Below are 15,102 nucleotides of genomic sequence, written 5' to 3' on the forward strand. Positions count from 1 at the left end.
CTGGGGCAGACTTGCGCAGATGGTTGCCCGATCCGGGCTTACCCCAACGCCCCCATCGCTGGACCCCAGACCCCGAAAAATTCCGCCACCAGCCCCAGCCGCGGCAGCGCAAGCCGCCAAGCTCTGATAGACAATAGCTGCCTACCGCCCCCATCCCCCCACGGCCACCCCACCCACACCATGAGCGAAGCCACCGCCAGCACCCCCTACGGCACCTTGCCTGCCGCCTCGCCGCTGCCGCCGCGCAAGCCGGTGAGCCTGCCGCGCCTGCACGAGCTCCGCCAGCGCGGCGAAAAAATCACCATGCTCACCGCCTACGACGCCACCTTTGCCGCAGTGGCTGACAGCGCCGGGGTCGAGTGCCTGCTGGTAGGCGACTCGCTCGGCATGGTCTGCCAGGGCCTGAGCAGCACGGTCGGCGTGACGCTCGACACCATGTGCTACCACACCCAGAGCGTGACGCGCGGGCTGCGCCGGGTGCAGGGCACCGCTTGGGTGATAGGCGATTTGCCCTTTGGCAGCTACCAAGAGTCGCGCGAGCAAGCCATGCGCAGCGCCACAGCCCTGATGCACGCCGGCGCGCACATGGTCAAGCTCGAAGGCGGCGGCTGGACCACCGAGGTGGTGCGCTTTTTGGTCGAGCGCGGCATCCCGGTTTGCGCGCACTTGGGGCTGACGCCGCAAACCGTGCACGCCTTGGGCGGCTATCGGGTGCAAGGGCGCAGCGAAGCCGACGCCGAGCGCCTGCAGGGCCACGCCCGCGATCTGCAAGACGCCGGCGCCAGCATGCTGGTGCTGGAGATGGTGCCCGCCCACTTGGCCAGCGCCATCACGGCGCAACTGGCGCACTGCCACACCATCGGCATCGGCTCGGGCGCGGGCACCGCCGGCCAGGTGCTGGTGATGCACGACATGCTGGGAGTGAACTTGGGCAAGCCGCCCAAGTTTGTACGCAACTTTATGGACGGGCAGCACAGCGTTGCGGCCGCCATGGCGGCCTACGTGCGCGCAGTCAAAGACGGCAGCTTCCCCGACCCCGCCTTGCACGCTTGGTGAGCAAGGGCGGCGCAGCGCCTCTGGCTGCGCGCCCCCTGCAATTTGCCAAAAGTCCATGCCCGCACGCCTCTGCCGCAACGCCAACCGCCATCCCAAGCCCCCTACCCCGTTCCCCAGCCCCATCCCAAGCCATTTCCCGTCCACCCCATGCGCGTCATCCACCGCTGCTCCGAACTGCGCCAGCACCTGGCACGCTTTGACCGCCCCGCCTTCGTGCCCACCATGGGCAACCTGCACGCCGGCCATCTGGCTTTGGTGCACCGCGCCCGGCCGCTGGGCGAGGTGACGGTGGCCAGCATCTTCGTCAACCGCCTGCAGTTTTTGCCCCACGAAGATTTCGACAGCTACCCGCGCACCTTCGAGTCCGACTGCGCGCAGCTCGAAGCCGCCGGTTGCGATGTGCTGTTTGCCCCTACGGAAGCGGAGTTGTATCCGCAGCCGCAGCGCTTCAAGCTGCTGCCGCCGCCCGAGCTGGCCGACATCCTCGAGGGCCAGTTTCGGCCCGGTTTTTTTACCGGCGTGTGCACCGTGGTGCTCAAGCTGTTTGCGCTCGTGTTCGGGCAGAGCAAGGGCGGTGGCCACGCCGTTTTTGGGCAAAAGGACTACCAGCAGTGGCTGGTGTTGCGCCAGATGGCGCAGCAGCTGGCGCTGCCGGTGACCCTGCACGCCAGCCCAACCGAGCGCGCCCCCGACGGGCTGGCCCTGAGCTCGCGCAACGCCTACCTGTCGCCGGCCGAGCGCGCCGAGGCGGTGCAGCTCAACCTCGCGCTGCGCCGCTTGGCTGCTGCCGTGGCCGCTGCCGTGGCCGATGGCGCCACCGATCTGGCGGCGCTGGAGCAACAAGCCACAGCGCAGCTCAACGAACGCGGCTGGCAGACCGACTACCTCACGGTGCGCCGCCGCAGCGATTTGCAAGCCCCACAAGGGGCAGACTTAGCAGGCGCGGCCTCGGCCGGCCAGCTGGTCGCCCTTGGAGCGGCGCGGCTCGGGCGCACCCGCTTGATCGACAACTGGGAGTTCTGAGCGCTGCTCCGGCGTCGGGTCGCGCCCCATGAGCTGCTGCACGGCCTGCGCCGGGCTGATCTGGGCATCGAGCAGCGCCACCACCGCTTGCGTGATCGGCATCTCCACCCCTAGGGCGCGCGCCCGCTGCGCCACCGTGCGCGCGCTGTACACCCCTTCGGCCACGTGACCGAGGGCATCGAGCGCCTGCGCCAGGCTCTGGCCTTGCGCCAAGCGCAGCCCCACTTGGCGGTTGCGGCTCAGGTCGCCGGTGGCGGTGAGCACCAAATCGCCCAAGCCGCTCAGGCCCATGAAGGTTTCGGCGCGCGCGCCCAAAGCCAGCCCCAGGCGCACGGTTTCGGCCAGCCCGCGCGTGATCAGGGCCGCGCGCGCGTTGTGGCCCAGCTGCAGGCCGTCGCACAGGCCGGTGGCAATGGCCAGCACGTTTTTCACTGCGCCGCCCACCTCCACGCCCACCACATCGTCGTTGGCATAAACACGCAATGTGCGGCTGTGCAAAGCCTGCACCAGCCGCTGGCTCACGCGCACCTGCGCGCTGGCGGCCACCAGCGCGGTGGGCGCGCCAGCGGCCACTTCTTTGGCAAAGCTGGGGCCGCTGAGCACGCCCACGGGCAGATCTGGGGCCACTTGCAGCGCGATCTCGTGCCCGAGCAAGCCACTGCCCTGCTCGAAGCCCTTGCACAGCCAGACCACGGGCGCATCGAGCGCGCGCAAACGCTGCAGCAGGCCGCGCAGCGCCGCCATCGGCGTGCCCAGCACGATCAGGTCGTCGGCCGCGCACAGCTGCGCCAAATCGGCTTCGTCGGCCGCGCACAGCTCCAGCGCGTCCGGGAAGGCGCAGCCGGGTAGGTAGCGCGCATTGGCACGCGCCGCATGCATGGCCGCCACCTGCGCCGGGTCGCGCGCCCACAGCCGCACCCGCTGCACCGCGCTGCCCGGAGCGCCGGCGGCGCGCGCCACCGCGATGGCCAGCGCCGTGCCCCAGGCACCGGCCCCCAGCAGGGTGATTTTCATGCCCAGCCTCAGCGCAGCGCTTTACTGCACCGTGGGGGCCGCAGCCGCAGTTGCCGCCTCGCCCTCGCGCGACAGTTGCTGCTCGTACATGCTCTGAAAATTGATCTCGGCCAGATGCACCGGCGCAAAGCCGCCGCGCTGAATCAGGTCGGCCACGTTGCCGCGCAGGTAGGGGTAGATGATCTGCGGGCAGGCGATGCCCAAGATCGGGCCCATCTGCTCTTGGGGCAGGTGGCGCAGCTCAAAAATGCCAGCCTGCTTGGCCTCGACCAGATACAGGGTTTTGTCCTTGATCTTGGTCGTCACGGTGCAGGTCACGGTGACTTCAAACACCCCTTCGGCCAAGGGCTCGGCGGCCACCCCGAGCTGGATGTCGAGCGCCGGCTGCTCTTGCTGCAGCAGGATGTTAGGCGAATTGGGTTGCTCGAGCGAGGCCTCTTTGAGGTAGACGCGCTGAATCTGAAACACCGGAACGGCAGGGGTATCGGACATGATGGATCTCGTGGTGGAAAAACCCGCTGTACCTGTCGAGCCTGCAGCGGGCCAGTAAGACGCCCAAAGTGGGCAGACCAAGGACAATTATCTCAGCAAGGGCAACAGCCCCCCGCGCGCATCAAGCGCGTGCAAGTCGTCGCAGCCGCCGATGTGCTGGCCGTCGATGAAAATCTGCGGCACGCTGCTGCGCCCGGCGCGCTCGGTCATGGCGGCGCGCAGGTCGGGCCGGCCATCGACCACGATCTCGTCCCACGCCTGCACCCCGCGCGCGCGCAGCAGCGCCTTGGCGCGGTGGCAAAAAGGGCAGTAATCGCTGCTGTAAAGGGTGATTTGGGCCATGTGCAAGCTCCCGGCAGCGCGTTCAGCCCTTGCCCGGCGGCCCTTTGTGCACCGGCAAGGCCGCCGCGCGCCAAGCTCCCATGCCGCCGGCCAGCGTGTGCACTTTCTCGAACCCGAGCTTTTTGGCCACACCCGCAGCGCGTTTGGAGCGGATGCCCGAGGCACACACCAGCAGCAGCGGCGTGGCTTTGTTCTTGATTGTTTGCGACAAGCGCTTTTCCAGCTCGTCCACCGGCACGTGCTTGGCCGAGCCGATGTGCCCGGCGGTGTATTCGTCGAGCGAGCAGACGTCGATCACCGCCGCTTTTTCGCGGTTGATGAGCTGCACCGCCTCGTTGGGCGTGAGGCTGCCGGCACCGCCGCCACCACTCAACATCGGCCACAACAGCAGCGCCAGCGCCGTCACGGCAATCAGCACCAAAACCCAATTTTGCAAAATGAAATCCACGGCAATCCTCAAAACACAAGCAGCTGGTATTTTAGAATCACATCTTCGTCTAGCCCGGCCCACACCCAAGAAATTCCCCCCATGCACAAGCTCGTCCTGATCCGCCACGGCGAATCGACCTGGAACCTCGAAAACCGCTTCACCGGCTGGACCGACGTCGATCTCACCCCCACCGGCGTGGCGCAGGCGCTGGCGGCTGGGCAGCTGCTCAAGGCCGAGGGCTGGGAATTCGACCTTTGCCACACCAGCGTGCTCAAGCGCGCCATCCACACCCTGAACCACTGCCTCGACGCCATGGACCGCGCCTGGCTGCCGGTGCTCAAAGACTGGCGCCTCAACGAGCGCCACTACGGCGCCCTGCAAGGGCTCAACAAGGCCGAAACGGCGCGCCAGTACGGTGAAGCACAGGTGTTGCTGTGGCGGCGCAGCTACGACACCCCGCCACCGCCACTGGCCGCCGACGACGTGCGCAGCGAGCGCACCGACCGCCGCTACACCGCCCTCGCAGCGCACCAAGTGCCCCTGACCGAATGCCTGAAAGACACGGTGGCGCGCATGGTGCCCTACTGGGAGCAGACGCTGGCGCCGGCCATTGCCAGCGGGCAGCGGGTGCTGGTGTCGGCGCACGGCAATTCGATCCGCGCCCTGATCAAGCACCTAGACGGCGTATCCGACGCCGACATCGTGCAGCTCAACATCCCCAACGGCATCCCGCTGGTGTATGAGTTCGACGCCGCGCTGCGCCCGCTGCGGCGCTACTACCTAGGCGACGCCGCTGCGGCCGAAGCCGCAGCCGCCGCCGTGGCGCGCCAAAGCCGTGCCTGATCCGCGCTGGGCCCGGGCACTGCCCCACCCGGTGGCGGTAACGGTTTTTCCCGGGAACGCAATGCGCCCCCCACCCTCCAAGCGCTATAGTGCGCGTTGCGTTGCCCACTGCGGGCAGAGGTTGAGCAAATGGGATACAAATTGAAAGTCGCGGGTTGGATCGCCGTCGGTGCCTTGGCCGGCGCCCTCACCACCATGCAGTTGCAGGCGGTGGCGCGCGGGGCCGTCACGCCACTGCCGTTGGAGCAGTTGCAGCAGTTGGCCGCCGTCTATGGCATCATCAAGAGCGATTTTGTCAAGCCGGTGGACGACACCGAGCTCATCCACGACGCCATCTCGGGCATGGTCTCTGGGCTGGATCCGCACTCGCAATTTTTCGATCCCCAAGAATTCCGCGAATTCCGCGAAGGCACCGCCGGCCGCTTCGTGGGCGTGGGCATCGAAATCTCGATGGAAGACGGGCTCGTCAAGGTGGTCTCGCCGATCGAAGGCTCGCCCGCCTTTCGCGCCGGCCTGATGGCCAACGACCTCATCAGCCAGATCGACGACACCCCGGTGCGCGGCATGACCATCGGTGAGGCGGTGCGGCGCATGCGCGGCGAGCCCAACACCCAGGTGCGCCTGATGATCATGCGGCGCAGCGAAAACCGCAGCTTCAGCGTCACCATCACGCGCCAAGAGATTCGCACCCAGAGCGTGCGCAGCCGCATGATCGAGCCCGGCTTCGCTTGGGTGCGGGTGTCGCAGTTCCAAGAGCGCACGATCGAAGACTTTGCGCGCCAAGTGCAGGCCCTGTACCAGCAAGACCCGCAGCTGCGCGGGCTGGTGCTCGACTTGCGCAACGACCCCGGCGGCCTGCTCGATGCGGCGGTCGCCATGTCGGCCGCCTTCCTGCCCGAAAACGTGGTGGTGGTCAGCACCAACGGCCAGTTGCCCGAGAGCCGCGCCACCTTCCGCGCCGCGCCGCGCTACTACCTGCGCAGCGGCCCCGACCACATCCAGCGCCTGACCGAGGCCACCCAAGGCCGCTTGCGCACCGTGCCGCTGGTGGTGCTGGTCAATGAAGGCTCGGCTTCGGCGAGCGAAATCGTGGCCGGGGCGCTGCAAGACCACCGCCGCGCCACCATCATGGGCAGCCAGACCTTTGGCAAGGGCTCGGTGCAAACCGTGCGCCCGCTCGGTCCCGACACCGCCCTCAAGCTCACCACGGCGCACTACTTCAGTCCCAGCGGCCGCGCCATCCAAGACCGCGGCATCGTGCCCGACCTCTGGCTCTACGAGACCGCCGCCGGCGACGTGCTGGCGGCGCTGCGCCCGCGCCAAGCCGACATCAGCGCCGGCCACAACGGTGCCCCGGCGCGCGAACTCAGCGAAGAAGAACGAGCCCGCGAACGCCAGCGTGAGCAAGAGCGCGAAGCGGCGCGCCAGCGGCTCGAAGAGCAGCAGCGCCTCAACCCCGGTCAGCGCCTGCTGCCCGAGTTCGGCTCGGCCGAAGATTTCCAGCTGCGCCAAGCGCTCAACCACCTGCAGGGCCTGCCGGTGCAGGTGAGCCAGAGCGCACGCGAGCGCCCGGCCGCAGAGCGCAGCGCCAACTAAAAGCCACCCACTTTGTCCAACCCAACCGCCCTGCCCGATCTGAGCGACGCGCAGCTGCTGCGCTACTCGCGCCACATTTTGCTCGAGGAATTCGGCATCGCCGGGCAGCAGCGCTTGCTGGCGGCGCATGCCGTGGTGGTGGGGGCGGGTGGGCTGGGTTCGCCGGTGGCGCTGTATCTGGCGGCGGCTGGCGTTGGGCGCATCAGCCTGGTCGATCACGACGCGGTCGATGGCACCAATCTGCAGCGCCAGATTGCCCACACGCAAGAGCGCATCGGCTGGCCCAAGGTGGAATCGGCGGCGCTGGCCATGCGCGCCATCAACCCCGAGCTGCGCATCGACACCTGGGCGCAGCGCGCTGAACCGGCCTTGCTCGATCAGCTGCTGTCATCGGCCGACGTGCTGCTCGATTGCAGCGACAACTTCGCCACCCGCCACACCCTCAACCGCGCCAGCGTGCGCCACCGGGTGCCGCTGGTCTCGGGCGCGGCGATCCGCTTCGACGGCCAATTGGCGGTGTACGACCCGCGCCAACCGGCCTCGCCCTGCTACGCCTGCGTGTTTCCCGAAGCCCAAGCCCCCGAAGAGACGCGCTGCGCCACGCTGGGCGTGCTGGCGCCGCTGGTCGGGCTGGTGGGCTCGATGCAGGCCGCCGAGGCGCTCAAGCTGCTGTCGGGCATGGGCTCGAACTTGGTGGGGCGCCTGCTGCTGCTCGACGCCCTGCGCAGCGATTTTCAGCCGTTGCAGCTGGCGCGCGACCCCGCCTGCCCGGTTTGCGGGGCGGCTGCGGGGCGGCAGCGCGCAGCCTAGGCCTGCATCAAGCCCGGCCGATGATGCAGGCCGTGGCCATGAGCTCTTCGAGCAGCGCCAGCGACACCCGGCCCGACATGCCGTAGGGGTTGAATTCGGGTTTTTCGCAGTACTTGAGCACCACCGAGGTGTTAAGCCGGCTCAGCTTCACCTGCCCCATGGTCCAACCGCCAAAGCGGCGCTCGGATATTTCTTCGTAGTGCAGCAACTCGACGTCGGTGTGGCGCGCATCGGCCACGATCTGGCGATACAGCCGATTCACAGCCTCCCGCCCGCCCTCGATGGCTTGTACGTAAATGCCGCCGCCATAACACAAGATGCCGGTGATGCCGTTTTGCAGGTTGTGTTGGCGCGCAGTGGCCATAATCGACTCGATCGAGGCCTCGAGGTCGCGCTCGCAAGCGCGGCTGACGTAGAGCAGGCGCACCAGCATTTATTTACCCCTGGAAATGAGCGACAAAAATTCGCGCCGCAAGTTGCTGTCTTTTAAAAACACGCCGCGCATGACCGAGTTGATCATGCGGCTGTCCATGTCCTTGACGCCGCGCCAAGCCATGCAGTAGTGGCTGGCTTCCATCACGATCGCCAAGCCATCGGGCTGGGTTTTGTCTTGGATCAGGTCGGCCAGTTGCACCACGGCTTCTTCTTGGATTTGCGGCCGCCCCATGACCCATTCGGCCAAGCGGGCGTATTTGGACAGGCCAATGACGTTGGTGTGCTCGTTGGGCAAGACCCCGATCCAGATTTGGCCGATCACTGGGCACAGGTGATGGCTGCAGGCGCTGCGCACGGTGATTGGGCCCACGATCATGAGCTCGTTGAGGTGCTCGGCGTTGGGGAATTCGGTGATCGCCGGGGCGTGCACGTAGCGCCCGGCAAACACCTCTTTGAGGTACATCTTGGCCACGCGGCGCGCGGTTTGGTCGGTGTTGTGGTCGTGCGCGGTGTCGATCACCATGCTGTCGAGCACGGCCTGCATTTTGCCGGTCACTTCATCGAGCAGGGCCTCGAGTTCGCCAGGCCGCACAAAGTCGGCGATGTTGTCGTTGGCGTGAAAGCGCTTGCGCGCCGCCTGCAAGCGCTGGCGAATCACAACCGACATCGGTTGACCCGCTTCGCTCTCGGCCGCAGGGGTGGGGGTGGGGGCTTGCATCAGCATGGGCCGCATCCTATCAGCTTCAAACCTAGTAGCGGTAGCCACCCAAATAAAGCAAGGCGCGCATAAGGCCAAACGCCACCCGGTCCAGCAGCCGCTGCTGCCACGGGCGGTTGGCCAGTCGCACCGCATCGACGCGCTCGCCCGCGTGCGCCATCAGATCGGCCAAGCGCTCGCGCAGCAAGCTGGCAAAGGCCGCGTCGCGCGTGACCACATTGGCCTCGCGCGTGAGCAGCAGGCTGACCGGGTCGAGGTTGGTCGAGCCCACCGTGGCCCAGCGCTGGTCCACCACCGCCACCTTGGCGTGCAAGGAACTGGGCGCGTACTCAAAAATCTCGATCCCGGCCGCCAGCAACTGGTGATAGACCGGGCGCGCCGCGTGGTATTGCAAAAAACGCTCGTACTTGCCGTGCAGCAGCAGCCGCACCCGCACCCCGCGCTGGGCTGCGCGCACCAGCGCCCGGCGCAGCCGCCGCCCGGGAATGAAGTAGGCGTTGGCGATCACGATCTCGGTGCGCGCCTGCTCGATCGCGGCCAGATAGGCGCGTTCGATGTCGTGCCGGTTGCGCACGTTGTCGCGCAGCAAAAACGCCGCCGCGGCCCCCTGCACCGTCTGCTCCAGCTGCGGTTGCTCGGGATGCACCGGGTGCTCCCACCACGGCCAAGGCTCGGGTTGGGGCAAGCCCGAGCGCAGCGCCTGCCAGGCGGCCCGAAACGCACGCTGGCGCGCCGCGCTCAGCGCCTGCAGCCGCCACCAGAGCTGCTCCATCGCCTCTTGCATATCGTCCAGCAACGGCCCGCTGACCTGCAGCGCGTAGTCGAGCCTGGGGGCGCTCAGGCGCCCGAGCAGCACGTCGTCGCGGTCGTCGATCAGGTTGATGCCACCGCAAAAACCCAGCACACCATCGACAATGCACAGCTTGCGGTGCAGGCGGCGCCAGTTGCGCGGCAGCAGCAACCCAATGGGCCCCAAGGGTCGATAAACCCGCCACTGCACCCCGGCCGCTTCGAGCCGGGCGCGCCACTCGGCCGGTGGCTTGGGCGTGCCAAAGGCGTCGGTCACCAGCCGCACCGTGACCCCGCGCTGCGCCGCGCGCTCGAGCGCCTGCGCCACCTGCAGCGCATCGTGCGCAAACTCAAAGATATAGGTTTCCACGTGCACCAGGTGCTGCGCACGGTCGATGGCCTGCGCCATGGCCGCAAACAGCGCTGCACCGCCTTCGAGCAGGCGCAGCCGGTGACCGGCGCGCAAGGGGTGCTTCATGGCCAGCCCAGTTCGGCAATCAGCGGCAGGTGGTCCGACATGCTGCGCCAGGCCTTGCCGTGCGGCACCTGCGCGTGCAGCAGGCGCAGGCCGCGCACATACACCCGGTCCAGGTACAGCAGCGGCAGCCGGGCCGGGAAGGTGGGCAGGCGGATGTCCTCGAAGGTGTGCAGGCCCAACAGCGCCATGGGCTTGTGCAGGCGCTGGTCCCAGTCGTTGAAGTCGCCCGCCACCACCAGCGCCTCGTGGTCTGGCACGTGCTGCTGCACAAAGCGCCCCAGCGCCTGCACCTGGCGCGCGCGGCTGGCCGGGATCAGGCTCAGGTGCACCACCACCACATGCACCGGGCGCTGCTGCACCTGCAGCGTGACGTGCAGCATGCCGCGGCGCTCGAAGCGCAGGTCGGTCACGTCGTGGTGGCCGTGGCCCAGCACCGGCCAGCGGCTTAACAGCGCGTTGCCGTGCTCGCCGTGGCGCGTGATCACGTTGCTGCGGTAAACGGCCTCGTAGCCCTCGGGCGCCAAAAAGTTGGCTTGGTCGCCCGCGGGCCAATGGGCAAAGGCGCGCTGCATCTTGCGGTTGACGCCGCGCACCTCTTGCAGGCAGACCAGATCGGCGTCGAACTGCTCGACCGCGTGCACCAGGTTGTGGATTTCGAGCCGGCGCGCCGGGCCTAGGCCTTGTACGCCCTTGTGGATGTTGTAGGTGGCAACGCGCAGCGAATTCATGCCCCAATCATGCCAGCAAAGCGCGCCTGTGCAGAGGGGTGACTGGCCATCGGCCAAGCCAGGCTAGGCGTCCGCGCCCCACTCCACATCTTGATAAACCTCATCGACGCCGAGTTCGGCCTCGAGGCAGTCCACCGCCAGCGTCTGGCCTGCTGCGTAGTGCGCGGGCAGCCAGCCTTGGGTGCGCCTGTAAACCGCGGCTTGCGGCGTGCCGCCGGGGTCAGGGCCACCGCCAGGGCATTTACGATCAGGTTATGCCGGTCGGTGGCGCCCACCATGGCATAGACTTGGCCGTCGATGTGCTCGTGGCGCCACTCGCTCTGGCGCTCGCCCGCCAGGTAATCTTCGGGGCTGATGTGCGGCTTGCGGGCGGGCAGAGGGGGCATGGCACGGGGCTCCTGGGGCGGTGGCGGGGTCGAGCGGATGCGGGTCGAGCGGTGGCAGATTCAAATTCTGGCTACAAGCTGCGCAGGGCGCAAGAATATTTGCAATTGCGCACTCAAGTTTACGCGCTCACACCCGAAAACCTACATAACGGACTTGCACAAGGGTTCGTCGTCAAGCCAGCATGGGGTTGGTTTTGACCCTCCGGCCCAGCCGGGGTGATTCGTAACTGCTTCCTAGGAGCTGCATCATGGCCATGACCATCAACACCAACGTCAATTCGCTCACTGCCCAGCGCAACACGATCGCCACCCAGAACTCGCTCGCCACCTCAATGCAGCGGCTCTCATCGGGCTTGCGCGTCAACAGCGCCCGCGACGACGCCGCTGGTTTGGCCATCGCCGACCGCATGAACACCCAAGTGCGCGGAATGAACGTGGCCATCCGCAACGCCAACGACGGCATCTCGTTGGCGCAAACCGCCGAAGGCGGCTTGGCGGTGATTGGCGACATGCTGCAACGCATGCGCGAACTCTCGGTGCAGGCCATCAACTCCACCAACACCTCCGGCGCTGCGGGCGATTTGGCCGCCCTGAACCAAGAGTTCACCCAGTTGCGCGACGAGGTCAACCGCACCATCAGCGCGGTGCAGTTCAACGGCACCAACCTGTTTACCACCACCACCGATTTCGCCTTCCAAGTGGGCGCCAACTCGGGCCAGACCATCACCATCGCTGGCGCGGCTCTCAACATCAATGCCGCCGCCGGAGGCATGTCGGGGGTGACGCAAGGCGCTGGCGGCGCTTCGGCCCTGAACACCACGACGAACGCGGCCAATTCCGCCGTGCTTGTGGCGCTCGACACGGCGCTATCTACCCTCAACGCCACCCGCGCCACCTTGGGTGCGGTGCAGAGCCGGTTCGAGAACACAGTCAACTTCTTGCGCTCGTCGGTTGAAAACCAGGCAGCTGCCCGCGGACGCATCATGGACGCCGACTTTGCCTCTGAAACCGCAAACCTGAGCCGCGCCCAAATCCTGCAACAAGCTGGCACCGCCATGATCGCCCAAGCCAACCAGTTGCCGCAAGGTGTGCTGGCCCTGCTGCGCTAAAGCAGCGCGGGGCGCGCACGGGAAGCGCCCCTGCAAGGCCAAGGTCTGCACGTCACCTCGTGCGCACCTTGGCTTTGTGGCTTTGGGTCGGCTTGGCACGTGCCAACGGCGGCGGTTTTTCTGGCTTGGTTTTTTCGGCGCTCCCTGCTATAAACGGTGGGCTGCGGTTTGTCACCACCGCGCCCACTCGCCTTAGGAGTTCATCATGGCCCTCTCATCGCCCGGCATTGGCAGCGGCCTCGATGTCAACGCCATCGTCAACCAGTTGGTGGCGCTCGAGCGCCGCCCCATCCAGCAGTTGCAAGCCCAAGCCAGCGGCTTGCAAACGCGCATTTCGGCCTATGCCCGCGTGCGCGCCGACCTCGCTGGCCTGCAAGACGCCGCCAGCCGCCTGCTCGACCCCGGCCTGTGGGGCACACGCAGCTTTAATACCTCCAACAACAACACCGTGAGCGGCAGCGCCACCGCCACGGCCCTGACAGGCAGCTTTGCCGTGCAGGTGGCGCGCTTGGCGCAAACCCAGGGCACAGTCACCGGTGCACGCGCCGTCGATACCCCGGTAGGGGTGGCGGGTACGCTCGAGATTCGCACCGGCACCTGGAGCGGCAACAGCTTTGCCGGCGGCGCGCCAGTGGCGGTAGCAGTGCAGGCCGGCGACACCCTGAGCACCCTGGCCAGCCGCATCAACAACACAGCCAATGCCGGTGTGAGCGCGCTGGTGGTGCGCAGCGGCGGCCAAGAGCAGCTCTTGTTGCGCGGCAGCAACACGGGTGCGGCGGCTGGTTTTGAGGTGCGCGCACGCGACGCCGGCGGCGCCGCCGTGACCGACGGCACGAGCGCGTTGGGCAGCTTCAACCACTTTCACAGCGGCACCGCCCTGGTGGGCATGAGCCGCACCCAAGATGCGCTCGACGCCCAGTTCAGCATCGACGGCATCGCGCTCAACTCACCCACCAACACCGTGCGCGACCCGGTGCCCGGCGTCACGCTCAACCTGCAGGCCACCACCACCGCCAGCCTGCCCGGCAGCGCAGCCACGGCGGTGCAGGTGAGCGTGCAAGCCAACCACACCGTGGTGCGCGAAGCGATCGAGACCTTTCGCACCGCCTTCAACCGCATCAGCGCCACCTTGGCCGAACTCACCCGGGTAGACCCGGGCGGGCGCAACAACGGCGCGCTGCAAGGCGACGCCACCGCCATCGGACTGCAAAACATGCTGCGCCAGATGGTGGGCAGCCCGGGCGGGCCCACGGGTGCGGCCCTGGGCCGCTTGAGCGACATGGGGCTGCAACTGCAGCGCGACGGCAGCCTGAGCAGCAACGCCACGCGGCTCGACGCCGCGCTGCAAAACCCAGCCGCCTTGCGCAGCCTGCTGGCTGACACCGCCGGCACCGACAACGCCGGCGGCGTGGCACGGCGCTTGCGCGACTTTGCCATGGCCGCCAACGGCATCCAGGGTGCCGTGAGCGGGCGCAACACCGCCTTGCAAGCCAGCGCCGAGCGCAAGCAAGACCGCATCGAACAGATGGAAGAGCGCCTGGTGCGCACCCGCGCCAACCTGCTGGCGCAATACAGCCGGCTCGACAACTCGCTGGGCGCCATCAACGGCTTGGGCAGCTTCGTGTCCCAGCAGCTGGCGCAGTGGAACCGCAACACCGGCTGACACGCTGCGCCCACCGCGCCCGTGTGTTTGCAGCAGCCCACAGGGCGCGCTTTAAGCCCGGCGGCGCTTAAACGCCCGTTAAGCCCAGCCATTGCCCCGTTTATCGGGGTTTTGTTTTTTTGCACCGGATGAACAATTCGACCATCACCCGGTGAGCCTGCACAGCGCCCTAGAAAGCAGCTCCTGCCGAGTGGATTGATAACTCCCGTCGATCCTTTTCTTGGAGAGCTTTTATGGCCATGACCATCAACACCAACGTCAATTCGCTCACAGCCCAGCGAAACGCGATCACCACCCAAAACTCGCTCGCCGTCTCCATGCAGCGGCTTTCGTCGGGCCTGCGCGTCAACAGCGCCCGCGACGACGCCGCTGGTTTGGCCATCGCCGACCGCATGAACACCCAAGTGCGCGGCATGAACGTGGCCATCCGCAACGCCAACGACGGCATCTCGCTGGCGCAAGTGGCCGAAGGCGGCTTGTCCGTGATGGGCGACATGCTGCAGCGCATGCGTGAGCTCGCGGTGCAGGCCATCAACTCCACCAACACCTCCGGCGCTGCGGGCGATTTGGGTGCCCTAAACCAAGAGTTCAGCCAGTTGCGCGACGAGGTCAACCGCACCATGAGCGCGGTGCAGTTCAACGGCACCAGCCTCTTTATCACCACCGCAGATTTCGCCTTCCAAGTGGGCGCCAATTCGGGCCAGACCATCACCATCTCTGGCGCGGCCCTCAACATCAACAATGCAACCGGTGGCATGTCGGGCGTGACGCAAGGCGCTGGCGCGGCCTCGGCCCTGAACATCACGACGAACGCGGCCAATTCTGCCGTGCTCGTGGCGCTTGACACGGCACTGTCTACCATCAACGCCACCCGCGCCACCCTGGGCGCGGTGCAGAGCCGGTTCGAGAACACCATCAACTACTTGCGCACCGCCGTCGAGAACCAATCGGCCGCCCGCGGCCGCATCATGGACGCCGACTTTGCCGCCGAGACCTCCAACCTGAGCCGCGCGCAAATATTGCAGCAAGCCGGCACTGCTATGATTGCCCAAGCCAACCAGCTGCCCCAAGGCGTGTTGCGGCTGCTGCAGGGCTAAATATCCGCAGGCACCCCCCAAAATTAAGCCAGCTGCTGCCCAAGCCCGTGAGACTACCTAGCCTGTGCAAGCACGGCAGCTGAAGTTTAGGCC

Annotated in this window: 17 protein-coding genes; 8 read left to right on the top strand and 9 right to left on the bottom strand. The window is 67.0% G+C overall.

What is annotated here, in order from left to right:
- Window positions 1-180: 180 nt before the first annotated feature.
- On the top strand, window positions 181-1,056 hold the full coding sequence (gene panB, locus SMCB_RS06090; RefSeq protein ID WP_045535774.1) for a 3-methyl-2-oxobutanoate hydroxymethyltransferase: 876 nt from the start codon (window positions 181-183) through the stop codon (window positions 1,054-1,056).
- Between the two features lie 147 nt (window positions 1,057-1,203).
- Window positions 1,204-2,079 (top strand): pantoate--beta-alanine ligase, encoded by an 876-nt coding sequence (gene panC / locus SMCB_RS06095; protein ID WP_045535775.1) that lies wholly within the window; start codon window positions 1,204-1,206, stop codon window positions 2,077-2,079.
- Here panC and SMCB_RS06100 read toward each other — a convergent pair.
- The 4 genes from SMCB_RS06100 to SMCB_RS06115 all read right to left on the bottom strand — a co-directional run bounded on the left by SMCB_RS06100 (window position 1,990) and on the right by SMCB_RS06115 (window position 4,375).
- On the bottom strand, window positions 1,990-3,093 hold the full coding sequence (locus tag SMCB_RS06100; RefSeq protein ID WP_082027271.1) for an NAD(P)H-dependent glycerol-3-phosphate dehydrogenase: 1,104 nt from the start codon (window positions 3,091-3,093) through the stop codon (window positions 1,990-1,992). The two genes, panC and SMCB_RS06100, sit on opposite strands and share 90 nt — an antisense overlap.
- A gap of 21 nt (window positions 3,094-3,114) precedes the next feature.
- A complete protein-coding gene (gene secB, locus SMCB_RS06105; RefSeq protein ID WP_045535776.1) occupies window positions 3,115-3,585 on the bottom strand; it encodes a protein-export chaperone SecB in 471 nt (156 codons plus the stop codon).
- An 87-nt stretch (window positions 3,586-3,672) separates the two neighbouring features.
- Window positions 3,673-3,927 carry a glutaredoxin 3 gene (gene grxC / locus SMCB_RS06110; RefSeq protein ID WP_045535777.1) on the bottom strand — a complete coding sequence of 85 codons (255 nt, stop codon included), beginning with the start codon at window positions 3,925-3,927 and terminating at the stop codon, window positions 3,673-3,675.
- A gap of 22 nt (window positions 3,928-3,949) precedes the next feature.
- Entirely contained in the window at window positions 3,950-4,375 is a 426-nt protein-coding gene (locus SMCB_RS06115; protein WP_045535778.1) for a rhodanese-like domain-containing protein, read from the bottom strand.
- Window positions 4,376-4,456: 81 nt separating this feature from the next.
- Here SMCB_RS06115 and gpmA point away from each other — a divergent pair, with 81 nt between their 5' ends.
- The 3 genes from gpmA to SMCB_RS06130 all read left to right on the top strand — a co-directional run bounded on the left by gpmA (window position 4,457) and on the right by SMCB_RS06130 (window position 7,606).
- On the top strand, window positions 4,457-5,200 hold the full coding sequence (gene gpmA / locus SMCB_RS06120) for a 2,3-diphosphoglycerate-dependent phosphoglycerate mutase (RefSeq protein ID WP_045535779.1): 744 nt from the start codon (window positions 4,457-4,459) through the stop codon (window positions 5,198-5,200).
- A 129-nt stretch (window positions 5,201-5,329) separates the two neighbouring features.
- The gene (locus tag SMCB_RS06125) at window positions 5,330-6,796 is read left to right on the top strand and encodes a S41 family peptidase (RefSeq protein ID WP_045535780.1); all 1,467 of its coding nucleotides are present in this window, start codon (window positions 5,330-5,332) and stop codon (window positions 6,794-6,796) included.
- A 39-nt stretch (window positions 6,797-6,835) separates the two neighbouring features.
- Window positions 6,836-7,606, top strand: coding sequence for a HesA/MoeB/ThiF family protein (locus tag SMCB_RS06130; RefSeq protein ID WP_045537741.1), 771 nt, complete (start codon window positions 6,836-6,838; stop codon window positions 7,604-7,606).
- A 7-nt stretch (window positions 7,607-7,613) separates the two neighbouring features.
- On the opposite strand, the gene SMCB_RS06135 is transcribed toward SMCB_RS06130, so the two are convergent.
- Genes SMCB_RS06135 through SMCB_RS06155 form a run of 5 tightly spaced genes read right to left on the bottom strand, consistent with a single transcriptional unit; the run spans window position 7,614 to window position 11,140 of the window.
- Window positions 7,614-8,039, bottom strand: a complete 426-nt coding sequence (locus tag SMCB_RS06135; protein ID WP_045535781.1) for a BLUF domain-containing protein — start codon at window positions 8,037-8,039, stop codon at window positions 7,614-7,616.
- Entirely contained in the window at window positions 8,040-8,765 is a 726-nt protein-coding gene (folE, locus tag SMCB_RS06140) for a GTP cyclohydrolase I (protein ID WP_045537743.1), read from the bottom strand.
- 25 nt (window positions 8,766-8,790) lie between these two features.
- Window positions 8,791-10,026: a cardiolipin synthase ClsB gene (gene clsB / locus SMCB_RS06145; protein ID WP_045535782.1), complete on the bottom strand. Its 1,236-nt coding sequence runs from the start codon at window positions 10,024-10,026 to the stop codon at window positions 8,791-8,793.
- A complete protein-coding gene (locus tag SMCB_RS06150; RefSeq protein ID WP_045535783.1) occupies window positions 10,023-10,754 on the bottom strand; it encodes an endonuclease/exonuclease/phosphatase family protein in 732 nt (243 codons plus the stop codon). Before SMCB_RS06150 ends, clsB begins: the two co-directional genes overlap by 4 nt.
- A complete protein-coding gene (locus tag SMCB_RS06155) occupies window positions 10,751-11,140 on the bottom strand; it encodes a Uma2 family endonuclease (RefSeq protein WP_045535784.1) in 390 nt (129 codons plus the stop codon). The genes SMCB_RS06150 and SMCB_RS06155 overlap by 4 nt, the downstream gene beginning before the upstream one ends.
- 248 nt (window positions 11,141-11,388) lie before the next feature.
- On the opposite strand from SMCB_RS06155, the gene SMCB_RS06160 reads away from it, so the two are divergent.
- From SMCB_RS06160 to SMCB_RS06170, 3 genes are all read left to right on the top strand, one after another.
- Window positions 11,389-12,249, top strand: a complete 861-nt coding sequence (locus SMCB_RS06160) for a flagellin N-terminal helical domain-containing protein (protein ID WP_045535785.1) — start codon at window positions 11,389-11,391, stop codon at window positions 12,247-12,249.
- A 205-nt stretch (window positions 12,250-12,454) separates the two neighbouring features.
- Window positions 12,455-13,912 carry a flagellar filament capping protein FliD gene (gene fliD, locus SMCB_RS06165; RefSeq protein WP_045535786.1) on the top strand — a complete coding sequence of 486 codons (1,458 nt, stop codon included), beginning with the start codon at window positions 12,455-12,457 and terminating at the stop codon, window positions 13,910-13,912.
- Window positions 13,913-14,145: 233 nt separating this feature from the next.
- Complete coding sequence (locus SMCB_RS06170) at window positions 14,146-15,009, top strand: flagellin N-terminal helical domain-containing protein (RefSeq protein WP_045535787.1); 864 nt, start codon at window positions 14,146-14,148, stop codon at window positions 15,007-15,009.
- Window positions 15,010-15,102 lie beyond the last annotated feature (93 nt).

It is taken from the genome of Serpentinimonas maccroryi (assembly GCF_000828915.1).
Taxonomy (GTDB): domain Bacteria; phylum Pseudomonadota; class Gammaproteobacteria; order Burkholderiales; family Burkholderiaceae_C; genus Serpentinimonas; species Serpentinimonas maccroryi.